The sequence below is a fragment of the Bacillus sp. FJAT-27001 genome, assembly GCF_019039175.1.
GTDB lineage: Bacteria > Bacillota > Bacilli > Bacillales > Bacillaceae > Bacillus > Bacillus velezensis.
The window spans coordinates 743,294-758,503 of sequence record NZ_JAHOAA010000001.1; the positions used below are offsets into that span (position 1 = coordinate 743,294).

The window sequence follows — 15,210 nt, forward strand, 5'->3', positions numbered from 1 at the left end:
GGGCCGACCGGAAGCACCGGAACAAGTCTGACAGCCACTTCCGGCTATGCGAGCAATACGGGCGGCGGTGTTGTCGCAGTTATTGTGGGCGGCACGACCATTTCCTTACCGAATGAACAAAACCTTTCGGCAGATATTACGGCTAATGCCGCAAATACCATATTTACCGTTGCTCTGGCGGGACGGTACTATATTTCCTACCATATTAATTTAACGGCCGGCTTGCTTGTAAGTTCGCGTATTTTAATCAACGGCACTCCTCCTGCAAGTTCGATTATCGCCCCGGTCGCGTCTTTGGCAAACTTTAATAACTCCTTTATTGTGACTTTGCCAGCAGGCAGCACCATCCAGCTTCAGCTGTTCGGATTATTGGGTGCGGCCACATTGCTTGGAGGAAGCGTCGGTGCAGCTTTAAACATTATTCGATTATCTTAATGGAACATGCAAAAAAAGGATCAGGCGTTTGTCCGCTGATCCTTTTTTAATTGAGACAGAAGTTCTTTCGCGGGTTTAAATTGAGGATTGAACTTCACGGATTTTTTGGCGTAAGCGATGGCCGTCATATCATGGTTTAATGCAGCATGGCATTTCGCCATATAATAAAAGGCTCTGAAATCGGCGGCACCTTTTAAAATGAAGTGATCAGCGTTTTCTCCTTCAACCTGCGTTCCGTATTCAAATGCTTTGATTGCCGCTCTGTACTTTTCCAAATGATATAATACAAGGCCTTTATAATAATGAAGATTGCTGTAATCAGGATATAGCTTGAGCACTTTTTCAATCCCTTGTTCGGCTTCTTCATACCGTTTGAGCTCAAGCAATATTGTATATTTCAAATAATACAGGAGAGACGGAGGCATTCGTTTTTCGCTTAAAAATTGAAAAATTGAGCCGTTGACAAGATGTAATGCTTTTTCATAGTCTTTGATTCTGTAGCATTCACTTGCCAAATGATAGACAAGCCACGGATCAGGATTTTCCTCTGAAAGCTCTTCATTTAAAATGCTGATATTCCGTTTATGTTTTTGCTTGATCTTTTCTTCCTGCTCCAAGTAGCCGTAGTGATGAATCACACATGGGAGCGTGAAAAAAGCATTGTTTTCTTCCTCATTGGAAGCCGAGATATTCTCGTGAATTCTGCCTTGATACAGAAGGCCTTTATGATTGCGGAACAGTCTCGGCTGCATGCTTTCAAACGCTTCATTTTCATCGAGCTGCTTCCCCGTATAATTGATGATTTTCAAAAGGCCCCGGCTCGGTAATCCGTCATGAAGCAGCGAAGTTAAAAAACGGCCCGTCTCCTGATCGAGCTCTTCATCTGCGTCAAGCACTAAAATCCAATCTCCTTCGGCATGCTGCAGGGCGTAATTTCTGGCCTTTGCGAAATCATTCTCCCATTCGAAATCAAACACTCTTGCCTGAAAGCTTTTGCAGATATCTTTTGTATTATCTTGTGATCCGGTGTCTGCGATGACGATCTCATCAACGATGTCTTGTACACTTGATAAACAACGGGAGATGTATCTCTCCTCGTTTTTCACAATCATGCAAAGAGTCAGTTTACATTCAGCATTTCCGCTCATTTTCTCACCTTTCCCGATTTTGGAGTTGTTGATTGAACCAAGGCCGTTCAGGAGTGCCGTTCATCGTGATGATGACAGGCCGCACCCATCTGACGGCAGGTTCGGCAGTTTCCGTATTCCATTCCTGAAGCTGCCTGACAGCCCGCTTCGTAATCGGATGCGCCCGGAATTCGCGCGGGCTTTCAGAAATGAATTTTTTCGTTCGTTCCGTAACTGTCTTCATTTCAAAAAAGTGCCGCTCATACATCTGCTTCTGCTCTTCTTCCAAGCTGATCATTAAAAACAGACGGCCGCCTGTTTCCATCTGCCAGCGGCACAATGCGGAGAACAGCCTGATTTCTTCTTTGTAATTTGAACCCCTTCTTTTATCCACGGTCACAGATAATATATGTAACAGCGCCATCGTGAGACAATGCAAGGCTTCAAAAGATGCCTGTTTCGCTTTTGAGATGCTTGGATACGGCATATGCTTCACCCGTCTCTTTTTTTATGAACGCTCCCCGCCTTTTTTCTTCCAATCGCAGTCCTCACAATCCCCGCACTCACAGCAGCCAATGCGGCCGTAAAACAGGCCGTCACACGGATCTTCCGGATCACTGGGATCGTCCGGATTCCACGGGTCATCAGGATCGCCCGGATCACTCGGATTACTTGGATCATCCGGATTCCACGGGTCATCAGGATCGCCCGGATCACTCGGATTACTCGGGTCGTCCGGATTCCACGGGTCATCAGGATCGCCCGGATTACTCGGATTGCTTGGGTCGTCCGGGTCCATACAGGCTTCAGAATCCTGTAAGAAGATAATGTCCTCAAGCTTCGTCTGCAAAAGGAGTTGTGATTTCATGACGGTGCGCAGGAGCCGTTCAGTGCTTCTATTGATTGATGACAATTCCTCCAAGGAGGGATCGCCGGAAGCGCCGAGAAACATTTGAATCCTTTCCGCTTCCGCCTGCAGAATATGGGATAGTCCGATTTCTTCCATAGCCACGGATGAAAGAAGGAGGTTCAGGGTCTCACATCTGGAGAGTGTAATGTCGGGGGTGATGTTCGGTATGTTTGGAAGAGACATCGATTTCTCCCTCTTTTCTCTTGGTGTCATTATGCAAAAGTGCTATATCGTATTCTTATTCCGGGAGAGAAGAGATCATTACTGATGTTTTCGTTAATAAAATATCCCGGATATAAAATCCGGGATATTCGTTCGTTGATTTATTTTAATTCAAGTTTGACGTCTACATTTCCTCTTGTTGCTTTTGAATACGGACAGAACTCGTGAGCGGCGTGCACTAGCTTCTCCGCCGTTTCTTTGTCAAGATCTTTTGTATCAATGACGAGCGTTACGCCGATTTTGTAACCTCCGTCACTCTCATCTTTTAAAAGGCTGACCTGTCCTTCAATTTCAGAGGTCATGTCGATTTTTTGTTTTTGGGCGGCGAGCTCAAGCGCTCCCCCGAAGCAGGCAGCATATCCTGCCGCAAAGAGCTGTTCAGGGTTTGTGCCGGTTTCTCCGTCTTTTTTTGCATTCGGCATGATGATGTCAAAATCCAGCACCCCGTCTTCGGATTTAATATGTCCTGCTCGTCCGCCGACTGCGGTCGCTTTTGAAGTAAATAATGCCATTATTATCAGCCTCCTCATTGTACTTACTGTATATATTGCCCCTGCTCATATTTTTAAACATGATTGGAATAGGAAATGGTTCGTTTTTCAGCTACAATAGGGGTAACGTTAACAAACAAAGAGTTGGTGAAAGAAGTAATGGCAGAAAAAGATTTTGAACATATGAAACTGGAGAATCAGCTTTGTTTTTTGCTGTACGCAAGCTCAAGGGAAATGACGAAACGGTACAAACCGCTGCTTGATAAGCTCAACGTAACTTATCCCCAATATTTGGCACTGCTTTTATTATGGGAGCACGAAGAACTGAATGTGAAACGGATGGGTGAGCTTTTGTACCTGGATTCCGGAACGCTGACACCGATGCTGAAACGGATGGAGCAGCACGGAATCATCATGAGAAAGCGGTCGGCTGAAGACGAGCGATCCGTGACGATCAGGCTCACAGATGAAGGACGGGCCTTGCAGAAAACAGCGGCGGATATTCCCATTGCCATGCTGGAACAGACGGGACGGTCAAAAGAGGAATTAAAGCAGTTAAAGCAGTCGCTTTATGAGGTTTTGAATACGCTGCACGGCAAAAAATAAGGATGCCCCGAATGGGCATCCTTATTTTTATTCTGCTGCCAGAAGCTTCACTTCAATATTTCCCGCTGTCGCTTTTGAATACGGGCAGACACCGTGCGCTTTTTGGATAAGGGCTTCAAGCTCCTGTTTATCAATGCCGGATGCTTTGACCTCAAGCGTAACGCCTAGTTTATATCCTTGGTCTGCTTCATCTTTCAGCAGACTGACATGCGCAGTGACCTCTGTTTCAATACTCAGACGCTCTTTTCTCGCTACGAGCTGAAGAGCGCTGTCAAAGCAGGCTGAATATCCTGCGGCAAACAGCTGTTCAGGGTTTGTAGCATGTTCGAGCCGTTTTGCTCTTGGCGTTCCCGGCATGGCAACATCAAGATTCAGCACTCCGTCAGAAGACGTGACTTTCCCTTCACGTCCGCCGGCGGCTGATACGGTTGCAGTAAATAATGGTTTTGTCATGTGAATTCACCTCTATTATATTGCGTACAATTTAATTTTACACAATATAATAGAGGGCGTCAATCTTTCCGCATAAAAAAAGCCTACCCTTTTTGAAGGATAAGCTTAAAAGATTATACCCGGATTTGTCCGTTTCCTTTGATGATGATTTTTGTAGATGTTAACGCCGGAAGCCCCATCGGCCCTCTCGCGTGAAGCTTTTGCGTGCTGATGCCGATTTCGGCTCCGTATCCGAATTCAAAACCGTCCGTAAACCGGGTTGAAGCATTATGATACACGGCGGCGGCGTCAACGGCGGTCTGGAAGTAAGCCGCATGCTCGGTGTTCTCCGTCAGAATGGCTTCTGAATGGTTTGTGCCGTACTGCTGAATGTGGCGGACCGCCTCCTGTACGTCCTGCACCGTTTTCACACTGAGAATCGGCGCCAGATACTCCGCTCCCCAATCGGCTTCTTCTGCTTGTTTCGCTTGAGGCTCCAGTCTGCAAATCACCTGGTCTCCTCGGAGCTCCACCCCTTTTTCTGTCAGCTGATTCAGCAGCTTTCGCCCGTGTTCTTCGGCCCATTTTTCATGAATCAAAAGAGATTCAATCGCGTTGCAGACCGAAGGACGCTGTGTTTTGGCATTGATGACGACCTCGCTTGCCATTTGAGGATCTGCTGACTCATCTATGTACACGTGGCAATTGCCCGCTCCGGTTTCTAAAACGGGTACGGTTGATTCCCTGACCACAAGATCAATTAAATTTTTACCGCCGCGCGGGATCAATACATCCAGCCCGTCATTTAATGTAAAGAGCTGTTTGGCGGTTTCTTTGCTTGTATCTTCTATGAGCTGAACGGCATCAATCGGAAGCTTTGACAGCCCCAGAGCGCGTTTCATCACACTGACAAGCGCTATGTTGCTGTGGATAGCGGAAGAACTTCCTCTGAGCACAACCGCGTTTCCGGTTTTCAGGCAGAGTGTGGCCGCGTCTACGGTAACGTTCGGTCTGGCCTCATAGATCATGCCCACTACTCCGAGGGGCACGCGGATTTTTTCAATGGATAATCCATTTTCTTTTTGAATGGTCTCCAGCGATTCACCGACGGGATCTTCAAGACCGATCAGCAGTTCCACGGCGTCCGCGATATCGAGCAGGCGTTTTTCATCAAGAGTCAGCCTGTCAATAATGTCAGGTGTCAGTCCTCTGTTCCGTCCCGCTTCAATATCTTTCTGATTCTCTGTTAAAATCAGCCGGCGTTCATTTCTGAGTCCGTCTGCAATACATTGGAGCGCTTCGTTTTTTTCAGCCGTCGTTTTCATGACCATTTCGGCAGCCGCTTCTTTTGCCAAGGCTGCTTTTTGCAATACTTCACTCATTTGTGTTCCCCCTCGTCAAATAAATTCACCCAATCATCTCTGTGAATCACTTCCACCTGCTTCGTTCCTGAAAGCTGGTCGCTCCGCTTCCCTTTGGCTTCTAAAATTTCATCGGATGAGTACTGCGTCTGCCCTTTGCCGATAATGCCGCCGGGCCCTTTGACTTCCACTACGGCCCCTTTCGGAAAACTGCCGCAGACATCGGCGACGCCGGCCGGGAGGAGACTTGACCCGTTATGAATCATCGCCTGCTCCGCTCCCCCATCAATGATGATTTCCCCTGATATCGGAGAATGAAACATGATCCATTGCCGTGTATTATTTACTGAGGACAGGTCTTTATCGCCGATATAAGTGCCGTCGCCTTTTCCGTCTAAAATTCCCATCAGTTTTTCCCGTCCGGAGCCGGTTCCGATAAATACCTTCACCCCGAGCGACAATGCGGTCTGGGCGGCGAGAAGTTTTGACTTCATGCCTCCGGTGCCGACCTTTGAGCCTGCTGATCCGGCATATCCGAGCAATTCTGGTGTGATGTCATTCAGATAGTCGAACCGCTTTGCGTCCGGGTTTTCATTCGGATTGGCATCGTACAGCCCGTTAATGTCTGTGAGAATCATTAATTGGTCTGCATGAATCAAACCGCTTACAAGCGCCGACAGCATGTCGTTATCACCGAACGTCAGCTCTTCGACTGATGTGGAATCATTTTCATTAATAATCGGCACGACTCCCCGCTCCAACAGTTCCATTACAGTGGCATAGGCATTTCTGTACCGCTCTCTTTTTGAGAAATCATTTCTTGTTAATAAAATTTGTGCCGGCGTCAGACCGTATCTTTTTAAATGGTCCATATATTGCTGCATTAAAAGTGTCTGGCCGACTGCGGCAGCTGCCTGCTTTCCTTTTATCGTAACGGGTCGCGACGGATAGCCGAGAGCGGAAAAACCCGCTGCCACCGCGCCTGAGGTAATGAGGATCACTTCATGCCCGTTTTCTTTTAATAAAGAAATGGCTTCCGTATGTTCCTTGATTTTTGCTTCATCAATACTTCCGTTACTGTTGGTGAGCGAGCTGCTCCCGATTTTCACAACAATTCTTTGTTTTTTCATCGTTTCTCCTCCGTGGCAATCAATCCAAACCGGCTCTCGTCAATAAAAAAAGCCCATTCCGTCCTGAAAAATAAGGACGAAATGGGCTTTCCGTGGTACCACCTTGTTTGAACGCGTTTTTCACGCGTCCCGCTTTCCTGTAACGCCAGGTTATCGCGCCTGAGTTTTCCCCTCAGGACTCCAAGGCAGGTTCGGCAGGTTTCATGCGGCAAAATGTTTCAGCGGGCCATTTTGCTCTCTGTCACAGAAAGTTCTGCGTACTGATCCTCTTCAACGCTCAATGATTTTTTTATATTATGCAAAGAAAACAGGTTCTTGTCAAGACATTTTCATCCATAAAAAACAGTCCGCCTCCCCGGCGGACCGTCATTAATTAAATACGATCGTTTTGTTTCCGTGAACGATGACGCGGTCTTCCAGATGCCATTTTACGGCTCTTGCCAACACGCTCCGCTCAATCGTTCTGCCGATATTCTTCAGATCCTCTGCGTGATCTCTGTGATCGACGCGTTCAATATCCTGTTCAATAATAGGCCCTTCATCAAGATCGTCCGTCACATAGTGAGAGGTCGCGCCGATTAATTTCACTCCGCGCTCATAAGCCCGTTTATACGGATTAGCGCCGATAAAGGCCGGCAGAAATGAATGGTGGATGTTAATAATCCGATTCGGATGGGCAGATACAAAATCAGACGTCAAAATCTGCATGTAGCGGGCAAGAACGATCACATCAATCTTATACCGCTCCAGCAGCTCAAGCTGGCGCCGCTCCACTTCGGCGCGGATGTCTTTGTTAGCTTTCATGTAATGGAACGGAATATTCAGCGGTTCAACCACTTCTTTGGCCTCTTCGTGGTTGCTGATAACGACCGCAATTTCGGCCATCATATTGCCGCTTTGCCATTCCCAAATCAGTTCATGAAGGCAGTGCAGCTCCTTCGATACAAAGATCGCCACCCGCTTCAGCTCACTTGCCAGAGACAGGCTCCATGTCATGCCGAATGTCTGGGCGATTGAGGCGAACGCCTGCTGTAAGTCCTCTTTTTTCTCACGAATGCCCTTGCAGTCGAATTCGATCCTAAGAAAAAACCGTCCGCCTTCAGGGTCAGTCGTGTATTGATTTGATTCAATAATGTTTGCGCCATGTTCAAACAAAAACGCCGACACGGCCGATACAATTCCCGGCTGGTCGGGGCAGCTGACAAGCAGGCGCCCTTTTTCCTCATTCCCGCGGCGGTATTCTTTCAGCCGCTGTGTCATATATGAATTCATCTGTTTTAATCCCTCGTATCTTCATAATTCGTAACTTACTAATAGATTATACTGAAGATTTGATAAAAATCAATTTACGAAAGAATTTTCAGCCCTACGGCAGCGCATAAAATAAGCGCAATGAAAAAGATGCGCTTCGCATCCTTCTGCTCGCCGTAGAAAAGAATGCCGGCTAATGCGCCGCCCGCCGTGCCGATACCGGTCCAGATCGCATAGGCCGTGCCCATCGCGATTGTCTCCATCGCATAAGAAAGCAGGGAAAAAGAAGCCGCAAATCCGGCGATAATGAAAAGAATCCATTTGACTTTCTTTTCTTTTTGAAATTGATTCATTAAAATGACCCCGAGCATTTCACAAAGACCCGCGGCTATCAGGCTGATCCAATGCATTACGCCTTCTCCTCCTTCGTCTCAGGCTTATCCTGTGTGACCAGCTTTAATCCGATGACACCGATCAGCAAAACGCCGATCAGCACGATTTTCACCGGATCGGCCTGCTCTTTGAAAAGCAGGATTTCACTGAGCACGGTGCCCGCTGTCCCGAGTCCGGTAAAGACCGCATATACCGTTCCTACGGGCAGGCTGTCTGTCGCCTTGATTAATAGATAAAAACTGATGATGATTCCCGTAATCGTGCCGCTCCACGCCAGTGCCGAATCAGCATGTTTCAGGCCGGTGACCCATACCACTTCAAATACGGCCGCTATGACCACTAAACCCCATTTCATGTTCTTCACCCTTTCTGTATCCGGACAATACAAAAAAGCCCGGATAGTCGTCTCACATGAGATTGACTCTCCCGGGCTTTTTTCCCTCCGTGTGCATATGCGGGATATGTCCGCATATGTGTTTTCTCTCGGACCAGGCCATGTATAAACATGCGGAACCCTAGAAAACATGTCTGTTCGTATCATACTACATTTCGCCGAAACGTTCAACGTCAGATGTGATGTCAAAAACCGTCAGCTGCCTCTCCCATTTGGTAACGGTCTCACCGGGCACCATACCGATTTTTTCCGCGACACGGACGGAGGCAGCGTTTTCCGGATCAATCAGCGCCGCTATGCGTCCGTATTGCTGCGTATGAAAACCGTAGTCCAGACAGGCGTTCGCCGCCTCTGTCGCATAGCCGCAGCCCCAGCGGCGGCGGGCAAACATATAGCCGATTTCCATCAAAGTGTTTCCGTTTACCGTCTGCGGAACGATTCCGCATTGACCGAGAAATGCGCCCGTCTCTTTATCCTCTGCGATCCAAAGACTGACGCCGTATCCTGCGGCCAATCGTTTGTTCCAGGCAATCCATTCCTTCGTTTCCCGTCTGCTTTTAAGAGAAGGATAATATTTCATGACCTCTCTGTCGGTAAACAGCCCGTACAAATTTTCTTCATCGTCATCCCGCATAGTCCGCAGACGGATACGCCCGGTTGTCAGGATGGTGCCGGAAGACTTATGTTTCATCATGCACGCCACGTCTCCTTTCCCTGTAATAGATTATGGATCCGGCAGGAAAAGTCCTTTCTCAGCATAAAAAAACCGCTTTTTAAAAAAGCGGTTTGACGATTACCAAGGTTTATTTGTTCCGAGCGCCTCGGCCAGGGCCTTGCTGTGTTTTAAGCGGTTTTTTCGTTCTCCGGCGCGCTGAACGGCCGTATTGTGAAGCATGATTTCTTCCTCGGTTTCCGGCACGATCCGCGGAACGGGTACCGATTTCCCGTTTGAATCAAGCGCGACAAAGGTCAGAAACGACGTTGCCGCAAGCTCGCGTTCGCCCGTCATCAGATGTTCTTTAATGACTTTGACAAACACCTCCATAGACGATGTGCCGACCCATGTGACGTAAGATTCAAGGCATACGGAATCCTGTTGGCCGATGGGGCGCAAAAAATCTACAGAGTCCATTGAGGCCGTGACTGTTTCACATCGGCAGTGGCGGGCCGCGGAAATTGAAGCGATATCATCAATGTAGCTCATCAGCTTTCCGCCAAACAGCGTATTGTGATTATTCGTATCAAGCGGAAAAACCCTGCTTGTTTTAACAACCCTTGTTTCTTTGCAAAATCTTGATTCTGGCAACTTCATATTATTTAAACTCCCCTTTGGTGTCTGGTCGTTTTGACTCATTCATCTGTACCCTATTAAACAATACTTTGACCGTTTTGTCTAAAATTTTAAATATTAAGTTGGTTAGATATTCTCTCATAAATGTTTCATTATTCATCACATCCGGGAATAATAAACGCACATTGAATACCGATAGGAGGATATCACATGGACGTATCCATTCCCAAATCCACGCGGAAACCGGCTTGCCGCAGTGAGTTTGATGCTTTGCAGACAGTCATCTTATGCCGGCCGGAACACATGGCCATCAAGGATATTATTAACGGAACGCAGAAACATTTCAAACAAGAAAATATTAACATACCCGTTGCCCTCAAACAGCATAGTGAGTTTATTGACATTTTAAGATCTCATCAGATTGAAGTCGTCCTGCTGCCTGCCGATCCCGCATTGCCTGAGCAGGTATTCACCCGGGATATCGGATTTGTCTTAGGCGAGACGGCGTTTATTTCAAACATGGCGGCTTCAGTCCGGCAGGGAGAAGAAAAAGTGTTTCAAAACCTGCTTGACAATAAGAAAATCCCCTATACGCGACTGAAAAAAGCGAACATTGAAGGCGGCGACATCTTGATCGCAGACGGCACCGTTTACGCCGGGCTGAGCGAGCGCACGGATAAAGCGGCTGTCCGGGAGCTGCGGGAGGCGCTGCCGGAGATGACGGTTGTGCCGATCCCTCTCAAGGAAGATTTCTTACATTTGGACTGTGTATTTAATATGATCTCGGAAACGGAGGCGCTATACTGCAAAAATGGCTTGCGGCAGATAGAAATTGATCTTCTCGCCGAACGTTTTGAGATGATAGAAGTGCCTGAAGAAGAGCAATTCACGCTCGGTCCGAATATCCTGTCAATCGGCAATCAGACAATTATCAGCCTGCCGCAGCACCGTCATACGAACCGCGAGCTCAGAAAAAGAGGTTATACAGTCATTGAAACCGAGTTTTCCGAAATTATTAAATCAGGCGGTTCCTTCCGCTGCTGCACCTTGCCGCTTGTCAGAACATCTTAAACATTTACAAGGCAGTTTCCTTCAAGATACGTTAATATAGAGAAGACAAGACTCTAAAGGGGGAAACCGAATGGCTAAGTACATAGGATACGCGGGAACATATACAAAAGGCGGAAGCGAAGGCATTTATTGTTTTGAACTTGATACAGAAGCGAAACGGCTCAGCCGTCCGAAGCTGGCAGCAAAGCTCGGCAACCCGACATACGTCACTCCGAATTCTGATAACAGCATGCTGTATTCCATTGAAAAGGCAGACGGAAAAGGCGGCGTCGCAGCCTATCAGATTCATCAGAACAGCGGGGAATTAACTTTTGTGAACCACCAGCTGATTGAAGGCCCGTCTCCATGCCACGTCAGCATTGATGATAAACATGAATATGTGTTAACCGCTAATTACCACAGCGGAAAAGTGCACGCCTTTCCCGTCAATGAAGACGGAAGTCTGCGGGAGCCGGCTGCCGAAGCCGCTCATACGGGAACAGGTCCTCATGAAAGACAAGAGAAACCGCATACCCATTTCGCAGGCTATACACCTGAGCATAACTACATTGCAGCCGTCGATTTAGGGACGGATACGCTTTATACTTACCAAATGAAAAACGATTCGCTCACAGAGGTGAAAACTCACTCTTTCGCACCGGGTTCAGGGCCGCGCCACATCGTTTTCCATCCGGCGGAAAAATACGCCTATGTCATGACGGAAATCAGTAATGAAGTCATCGCGCTTGAATACAACCCGACCTTAGGTGAATTCAGAGAGCTGCAGGTCATTTCCGCTTTGCCTGAAGGCTTTACGGACAAATCGCAAGGCAGCGCGATCCGCATATCTAAAGACGGCAGATTTCTTTATGCCGCCAACCGCGGACATGACAGCATCGCCATCTATAAGATCAACCAATATTCCGGCGAATTGTCTCTTCTTGAATGGGTGCCGACAGAAGGAAACTGGCCGCGTGATTTCGCGTTTGACCCTTCCGAGACATTCCTTGTCGCGTCAAACGAAGAAACGGGAAATCTGGTTTTGTTTGAACGTGATCCGGAAACAGGCAAATTGACTCTGCTTCAATCTGACATTCCGGTTCCGTATCCGGTCTGCGTGTCATTTCTGCATCAGGTTTAATTAAAAAAGAAAGCTGACTTTATATTGTCAGCTTTCTTTTTTGTATAAATGGCAGGCGACAAAACGCCCCGCCTTCACTTCTTCAAGCTCAGGCGTTATCTTACCGCAGAGCTCCATCGCTTCAGGACACCGCGTCCTGAATACACAGCCGCTCGGCGGGTTAAGGGGGCTCGGCAGCTCCCCTTTCAGAATAATGCGTTCACGCTTGTCCTCAAGAAGCGGATCAGGAATCGGGATTGAGGATAAAAGCGCCTTCGTATAAGGGTGAAGCGGTTCCCGGTAAAGCGCAGCGCTTTCTGTAATTTCCATCATGCGGCCCAAATACATCACGCCGATCCGGTCGCTGATATGCTTGACCATTGATAAATCGTGGGCGATAAATAAAAATGTCAGCCCTTTCTCTTTCTGTAGCCTTTTTAAAAGGTTGACGACCTGAGCCTGTACCGACACATCCAGCGCGGAAATCGGCTCATCCGCCACGATAAATTCGGGATGCAGAGAGAGCGCTCTGGCAATCCCGATTCTCTGCCTCTGTCCGCCGCTGAATTCGTGGGGATACCGGCTGCCGAAATCCGGATGGAGCCCGACAGCTTCAAGCAGTTCATCCGCCATCATCAGACGGGCTTTCCTTGTATTGTAAAGATTGTGGATTTCCATCGGCTCCATAATAATTTCCCTTACGGTCAGGCGCGGATTTAACGAGGCGTAAGGATCCTGGAAAATCATCTGCAGCTTGCGGAAGAAGACCGACCGCTGTTCTGCCGCGGCACGGTGTATATCCGTCCCTTCATATGATACCGAACCGGACGTCGGGTCATACAGACGGAGAATAACCCTTCCGAGCGTCGATTTACCGCATCCCGATTCTCCGACAAGTCCGAATGTTTCCCCTCTTTTAATGTGAAAACTGACACCGTCGACTGCTTTTACGGCTTTCTTTCTTCCTGCGTCAAAATGCATTTTCAGCCCGTTGACTTCAAGGAGCGGAGATGCCGTCATTTTCTATTCCCCCTTTTCGCTTATACAGCGGCGTACGGTGCATAATTCTTTTTCATAGACGGTTCCTTCCAAAGACAGCACTTCGATTGTTTTTCCCGTTTTCGGGGAGTGCAGCATTCGGCCGTCTCCCAGCGCCAAACCGACATGGTGGATCGCGCCTTTTCCTTCTTCATAGGCGAAAAACAAAAGGTCAGCCGGCAGGATATCGTTTACCGCCGCGCCGCATCCGGCTTTTGCTTGGTCCGTTGCATCACGGGGAAGGGTATAGCCGTTTGCTTTAAATATCGAATACATAAACCCGGAACAGTCAAACCCGAAACCGCTCAGTCCTCCCCATAAATACGGAAGCCCGAGAAACATCATGCCCGTTTCGATGACATCGGCCGCCCGTCCTTCCGTATGCCGGCACTCGTCTGCGTCAGCTTCATTTACGAACCTTTCTCCGAGCGGCGTCACCACCCGGAAAAAGCCTTTCTCACGTCCTGATGCCGGAAGACGCGTTAAGAAACTTACTTCCAAGTCCGGTTTGCCGTTTGTGTGATATAAAAAAGCTGTCGGTTTGGTAATCCATACGGCGGGGGAAGATGCATGAAAGCCGTCTTTTGAAAGCTGGCTTTTTTTCATCCACCCCGGATATCCGCGCACATCCTTGTTTGAAGGCTGGCCGGGAACGGCGACAAAAGCCCATTCCCCTTCCTCTTTGAGAATGATCACTTCTTCCCCGAAAAGCGCTTGCGTTTGGACAAGGTTGTCTGTGCATAATTGCAGCCGCTCTTCATATCCCATAGACGCTAACCATTTTCTGATCTGCGGCGGGTTTTCGAGCATCGGCGCATCATACGAACGGGGAGATGACGGCAGCGTCCATACGTTGGCTGCTGCCGCTGTAACGGCTGCTCTCATCTTTTCGCCCCCTCTTGTATCGACACACCGGTAATGCCGAGACCCGGTTCGTCGGGAATCGCAATCTGACTGCCGCTGTATGTGATGCCGCCTTGAATCAAATCATCTTTCAGCATAAGCGGCGCATCAAAATCAAACCTTGTCACATTCCGTTTGGCCGCGGCAAAATGAGCCGCGGCGGTGATGCCGAGCTTGGTCTCAATCATGCTGCCGACCATGCATTCCACGCCGCACGTTTCCGCCATCGCATTGATTGTTTCCGCCTGCTTTATGCCGCCCGCTTTCATCAGCTTAATATTAATTAAATCGGCGCTTCTCGTCTGCAGCACGTGAAAGGCCTGACGGGGGGTAAAGACGCTCTCATCCGCCATAATCGGCGTGTCTACGGCATCTGTGACCTGCTTCAGCCCGGCGATATCGTCTTTGTGAACAGGCTGCTCGACCAGCTCAATGCCGAGACCGGCGTCTTCCATCTTTCGGATCGCAGTTACGGCTTCTTTCGGCGTCCAGCCTTGGTTGGCGTCCAATCTCAGTTTGACGTTTCCGCCGACACGTGATCTGATCGCCTGAATCCGCGCAACATCGTCCGATATGTCACCTATGCCGACTTTTATTTTTAAAATATGAAATCCTTTGTTCACATAACGGTCTGCATCTCCCGCCATCTCCTCAGGAGAATTGACGCTGACGGTAAAATCTGTTTCCAGTGTATTCCGATAACCGCCGAGAAGCCGGTAAAGCGGCTGTCCGTGCATATGCGCCCATCCGTCATATACAGCCATATCCACCGCGGCTTTTGCGCTTTGATTTCTTTCCAACAGCCGGCTGGTATCATACAAAACAGCTTCCGTGCCGGAAAGGCTCCGCCCCAAGAGAGCCGGCTTCAGCACATCGTGGACGGCGCTTTCAATACCGTCCGCGCTGTCGCCTGTAATGACAACCGTCGGCGGCGCCTCCCCCCAGCCGGTCAGACCGTTGTCAAAAGTGAGCTTCACAATGACCGATTCAGCATTGTAAACCGTGCGTAAAGCGGTCTTAAACGGCTTTTTCAGCGGCACGGACATCCGTCCCGTT

General features: G+C 48.5%; 19 protein-coding genes, 1 riboswitch and 1 other annotated feature. Of the genes, 4 read left to right on the plus strand and 15 right to left on the minus strand.

Going from position 1 to position 15,210, the window contains the following annotated elements; translation table 11 throughout:
- On the plus strand, positions 1–435 hold a 435-nt coding region (locus BGM27_RS20490), incomplete at its 5' end, for a BclA C-terminal domain-containing protein (protein WP_483297754.1).
- Between the two features lie 20 nt (positions 436–455).
- On the opposite strand, the gene BGM27_RS02870 is transcribed toward BGM27_RS20490, so the two are convergent.
- The 4 genes from BGM27_RS02870 to ohrB all read right to left on the minus strand — a co-directional run bounded on the left by BGM27_RS02870 (position 456) and on the right by ohrB (position 3,206).
- Positions 456–1,583 (minus strand): glycosyltransferase, encoded by a 1,128-nt coding sequence (locus tag BGM27_RS02870; protein ID WP_007407227.1) that lies wholly within the window; start codon positions 1,581–1,583, stop codon positions 456–458.
- A gap of 4 nt (positions 1,584–1,587) precedes the next feature.
- Positions 1,588–2,049, minus strand: coding sequence for a hypothetical protein (locus BGM27_RS02875; protein ID WP_007407228.1), 462 nt, complete (start codon positions 2,047–2,049; stop codon positions 1,588–1,590).
- A gap of 21 nt (positions 2,050–2,070) precedes the next feature.
- Entirely contained in the window at positions 2,071–2,655 is a 585-nt protein-coding gene (locus tag BGM27_RS02880; RefSeq protein WP_007407229.1) for an alpha-helical endospore appendage domain-containing protein, read from the minus strand.
- A 140-nt stretch (positions 2,656–2,795) separates the two neighbouring features.
- Entirely contained in the window at positions 2,796–3,206 is a 411-nt protein-coding gene (gene ohrB, locus BGM27_RS02885; RefSeq protein ID WP_003154758.1) for an organic hydroperoxide resistance protein OhrB, read from the minus strand.
- 75 nt (positions 3,207–3,281) lie between these two features.
- Between ohrB and BGM27_RS02890 the strand changes: the two genes are divergently transcribed.
- Positions 3,282–3,791 carry a MarR family winged helix-turn-helix transcriptional regulator gene (locus tag BGM27_RS02890; protein ID WP_020953982.1) on the plus strand — a complete coding sequence of 170 codons (510 nt, stop codon included), beginning with the start codon at positions 3,282–3,284 and terminating at the stop codon, positions 3,789–3,791.
- A 27-nt stretch (positions 3,792–3,818) separates the two neighbouring features.
- Here the strand turns inward: BGM27_RS02890 and BGM27_RS02895 are convergent, their stop codons facing one another.
- The 8 genes from BGM27_RS02895 to BGM27_RS02930 form a co-directional block, all read right to left on the minus strand.
- Entirely contained in the window at positions 3,819–4,244 is a 426-nt protein-coding gene (locus tag BGM27_RS02895; protein WP_007407231.1) for an organic hydroperoxide resistance protein, read from the minus strand.
- A 113-nt stretch (positions 4,245–4,357) separates the two neighbouring features.
- The gene (proA, locus tag BGM27_RS02900) at positions 4,358–5,605 is read right to left on the minus strand and encodes a glutamate-5-semialdehyde dehydrogenase (RefSeq protein WP_007407232.1); all 1,248 of its coding nucleotides are present in this window, start codon (positions 5,603–5,605) and stop codon (positions 4,358–4,360) included.
- Positions 5,602–6,714 (minus strand): glutamate 5-kinase, encoded by a 1,113-nt coding sequence (gene proB, locus BGM27_RS02905; protein WP_007407233.1) that lies wholly within the window; start codon positions 6,712–6,714, stop codon positions 5,602–5,604. Before proB ends, proA begins: the two co-directional genes overlap by 4 nt.
- A 69-nt stretch (positions 6,715–6,783) precedes the next feature.
- Positions 6,784–6,997, minus strand: a binding site (T-box leader).
- Between the two features lie 86 nt (positions 6,998–7,083).
- On the minus strand, positions 7,084–7,986 hold the full coding sequence (gene purU / locus BGM27_RS02910) for a formyltetrahydrofolate deformylase (protein ID WP_007407234.1): 903 nt from the start codon (positions 7,984–7,986) through the stop codon (positions 7,084–7,086).
- Positions 7,987–8,060: 74 nt separating this feature from the next.
- Positions 8,061–8,375, minus strand: a complete 315-nt coding sequence (locus tag BGM27_RS02915; protein ID WP_007407235.1) for a DMT family transporter — start codon at positions 8,373–8,375, stop codon at positions 8,061–8,063.
- Complete coding sequence (locus tag BGM27_RS02920; protein WP_007407236.1) at positions 8,375–8,713, minus strand: DMT family transporter; 339 nt, start codon at positions 8,711–8,713, stop codon at positions 8,375–8,377. The genes BGM27_RS02915 and BGM27_RS02920 overlap by 1 nt, the downstream gene beginning before the upstream one ends.
- Before the next feature lie 66 nt (positions 8,714–8,779).
- Positions 8,780–8,888: riboswitch (guanidine-I (ykkC/yxkD leader) on the minus strand.
- A gap of 12 nt (positions 8,889–8,900) precedes the next feature.
- Positions 8,901–9,446: a GNAT family N-acetyltransferase gene (locus BGM27_RS02925; RefSeq protein ID WP_007407237.1), complete on the minus strand. Its 546-nt coding sequence runs from the start codon at positions 9,444–9,446 to the stop codon at positions 8,901–8,903.
- 99 nt (positions 9,447–9,545) lie between these two features.
- Positions 9,546–10,064 (minus strand): acyl-CoA thioesterase, encoded by a 519-nt coding sequence (locus BGM27_RS02930; protein WP_007407238.1) that lies wholly within the window; start codon positions 10,062–10,064, stop codon positions 9,546–9,548.
- 189 nt (positions 10,065–10,253) lie between these two features.
- Between BGM27_RS02930 and BGM27_RS02935 the strand changes: the two genes are divergently transcribed.
- Entirely contained in the window at positions 10,254–11,114 is an 861-nt protein-coding gene (locus BGM27_RS02935) for a dimethylarginine dimethylaminohydrolase family protein (RefSeq protein ID WP_007407239.1), read from the plus strand.
- A gap of 70 nt (positions 11,115–11,184) precedes the next feature.
- A complete protein-coding gene (locus BGM27_RS02940) occupies positions 11,185–12,234 on the plus strand; it encodes a lactonase family protein (protein ID WP_007407240.1) in 1,050 nt (349 codons plus the stop codon).
- A gap of 27 nt (positions 12,235–12,261) precedes the next feature.
- Here the strand turns inward: BGM27_RS02940 and BGM27_RS02945 are convergent, their stop codons facing one another.
- The 3 genes from BGM27_RS02945 to BGM27_RS02955 are packed head-to-tail and all read right to left on the minus strand — an operon-like array spanning position 12,262 to position 15,200.
- The gene (locus BGM27_RS02945) at positions 12,262–13,233 is read right to left on the minus strand and encodes an ABC transporter ATP-binding protein (protein WP_007407241.1); all 972 of its coding nucleotides are present in this window, start codon (positions 13,231–13,233) and stop codon (positions 12,262–12,264) included.
- A 3-nt stretch (positions 13,234–13,236) separates the two neighbouring features.
- Complete coding sequence (locus BGM27_RS02950) at positions 13,237–14,136, minus strand: C40 family peptidase (protein ID WP_007407242.1); 900 nt, start codon at positions 14,134–14,136, stop codon at positions 13,237–13,239.
- Positions 14,133–15,200, minus strand: coding sequence for a dipeptide epimerase (locus tag BGM27_RS02955; RefSeq protein ID WP_254122765.1), 1,068 nt, complete (start codon positions 15,198–15,200; stop codon positions 14,133–14,135). The genes BGM27_RS02950 and BGM27_RS02955 overlap by 4 nt, the downstream gene beginning before the upstream one ends.
- Positions 15,201–15,210 lie beyond the last annotated feature (10 nt).

Coding starts and splice junctions, on each gene's coding strand:
- BGM27_RS02920 (WP_007407236.1), bottom strand. CDS start 8,713: ATGAAATGGGGTTTAGTGGTCATAGCGGCCGTATTTGAAGTGGTATGG.
- BGM27_RS02945 (WP_007407241.1), bottom strand. CDS start 13,233: ATGACGGCATCTCCGCTCCTTGAAGTCAACGGGCTGAAAATGCATTTT.
- BGM27_RS02940 (WP_007407240.1), top strand. CDS start 11,185: ATGGCTAAGTACATAGGATACGCGGGAACATATACAAAAGGCGGAAGC.
- BGM27_RS02935 (WP_007407239.1), top strand. CDS start 10,254: ATGGACGTATCCATTCCCAAATCCACGCGGAAACCGGCTTGCCGCAGT.
- BGM27_RS02950 (WP_007407242.1), bottom strand. CDS start 14,136: ATGAGAGCAGCCGTTACAGCGGCAGCAGCCAACGTATGGACGCTGCCG.
- BGM27_RS02875 (WP_007407228.1), bottom strand. CDS start 2,049: ATGCCGTATCCAAGCATCTCAAAAGCGAAACAGGCATCTTTTGAAGCC.
- BGM27_RS02890 (WP_020953982.1), top strand. CDS start 3,282: ATGGTTCGTTTTTCAGCTACAATAGGGGTAACGTTAACAAACAAAGAG.
- proB (WP_007407233.1), bottom strand. CDS start 6,714: ATGAAAAAACAAAGAATTGTTGTGAAAATCGGGAGCAGCTCGCTCACC.
- BGM27_RS02915 (WP_007407235.1), bottom strand. CDS start 8,375: ATGCATTGGATCAGCCTGATAGCCGCGGGTCTTTGTGAAATGCTCGGG.
- purU (WP_007407234.1), bottom strand. CDS start 7,986: ATGAATTCATATATGACACAGCGGCTGAAAGAATACCGCCGCGGGAAT.
- ohrB (WP_003154758.1), bottom strand. CDS start 3,206: ATGGCATTATTTACTTCAAAAGCGACCGCAGTCGGCGGACGAGCAGGA.
- BGM27_RS02930 (WP_007407238.1), bottom strand. CDS start 10,064: ATGAAGTTGCCAGAATCAAGATTTTGCAAAGAAACAAGGGTTGTTAAA.
- BGM27_RS02955 (WP_254122765.1), bottom strand. CDS start 15,200: ATGTCCGTGCCGCTGAAAAAGCCGTTTAAGACCGCTTTACGCACGGTT.
- BGM27_RS02925 (WP_007407237.1), bottom strand. CDS start 9,446: ATGATGAAACATAAGTCTTCCGGCACCATCCTGACAACCGGGCGTATC.
- proA (WP_007407232.1), bottom strand. CDS start 5,605: ATGAGTGAAGTATTGCAAAAAGCAGCCTTGGCAAAAGAAGCGGCTGCC.
- BGM27_RS02895 (WP_007407231.1), bottom strand. CDS start 4,244: ATGACAAAACCATTATTTACTGCAACCGTATCAGCCGCCGGCGGACGT.
- BGM27_RS02870 (WP_007407227.1), bottom strand. CDS start 1,583: ATGAGCGGAAATGCTGAATGTAAACTGACTCTTTGCATGATTGTGAAA.
- BGM27_RS02880 (WP_007407229.1), bottom strand. CDS start 2,655: ATGTCTCTTCCAAACATACCGAACATCACCCCCGACATTACACTCTCC.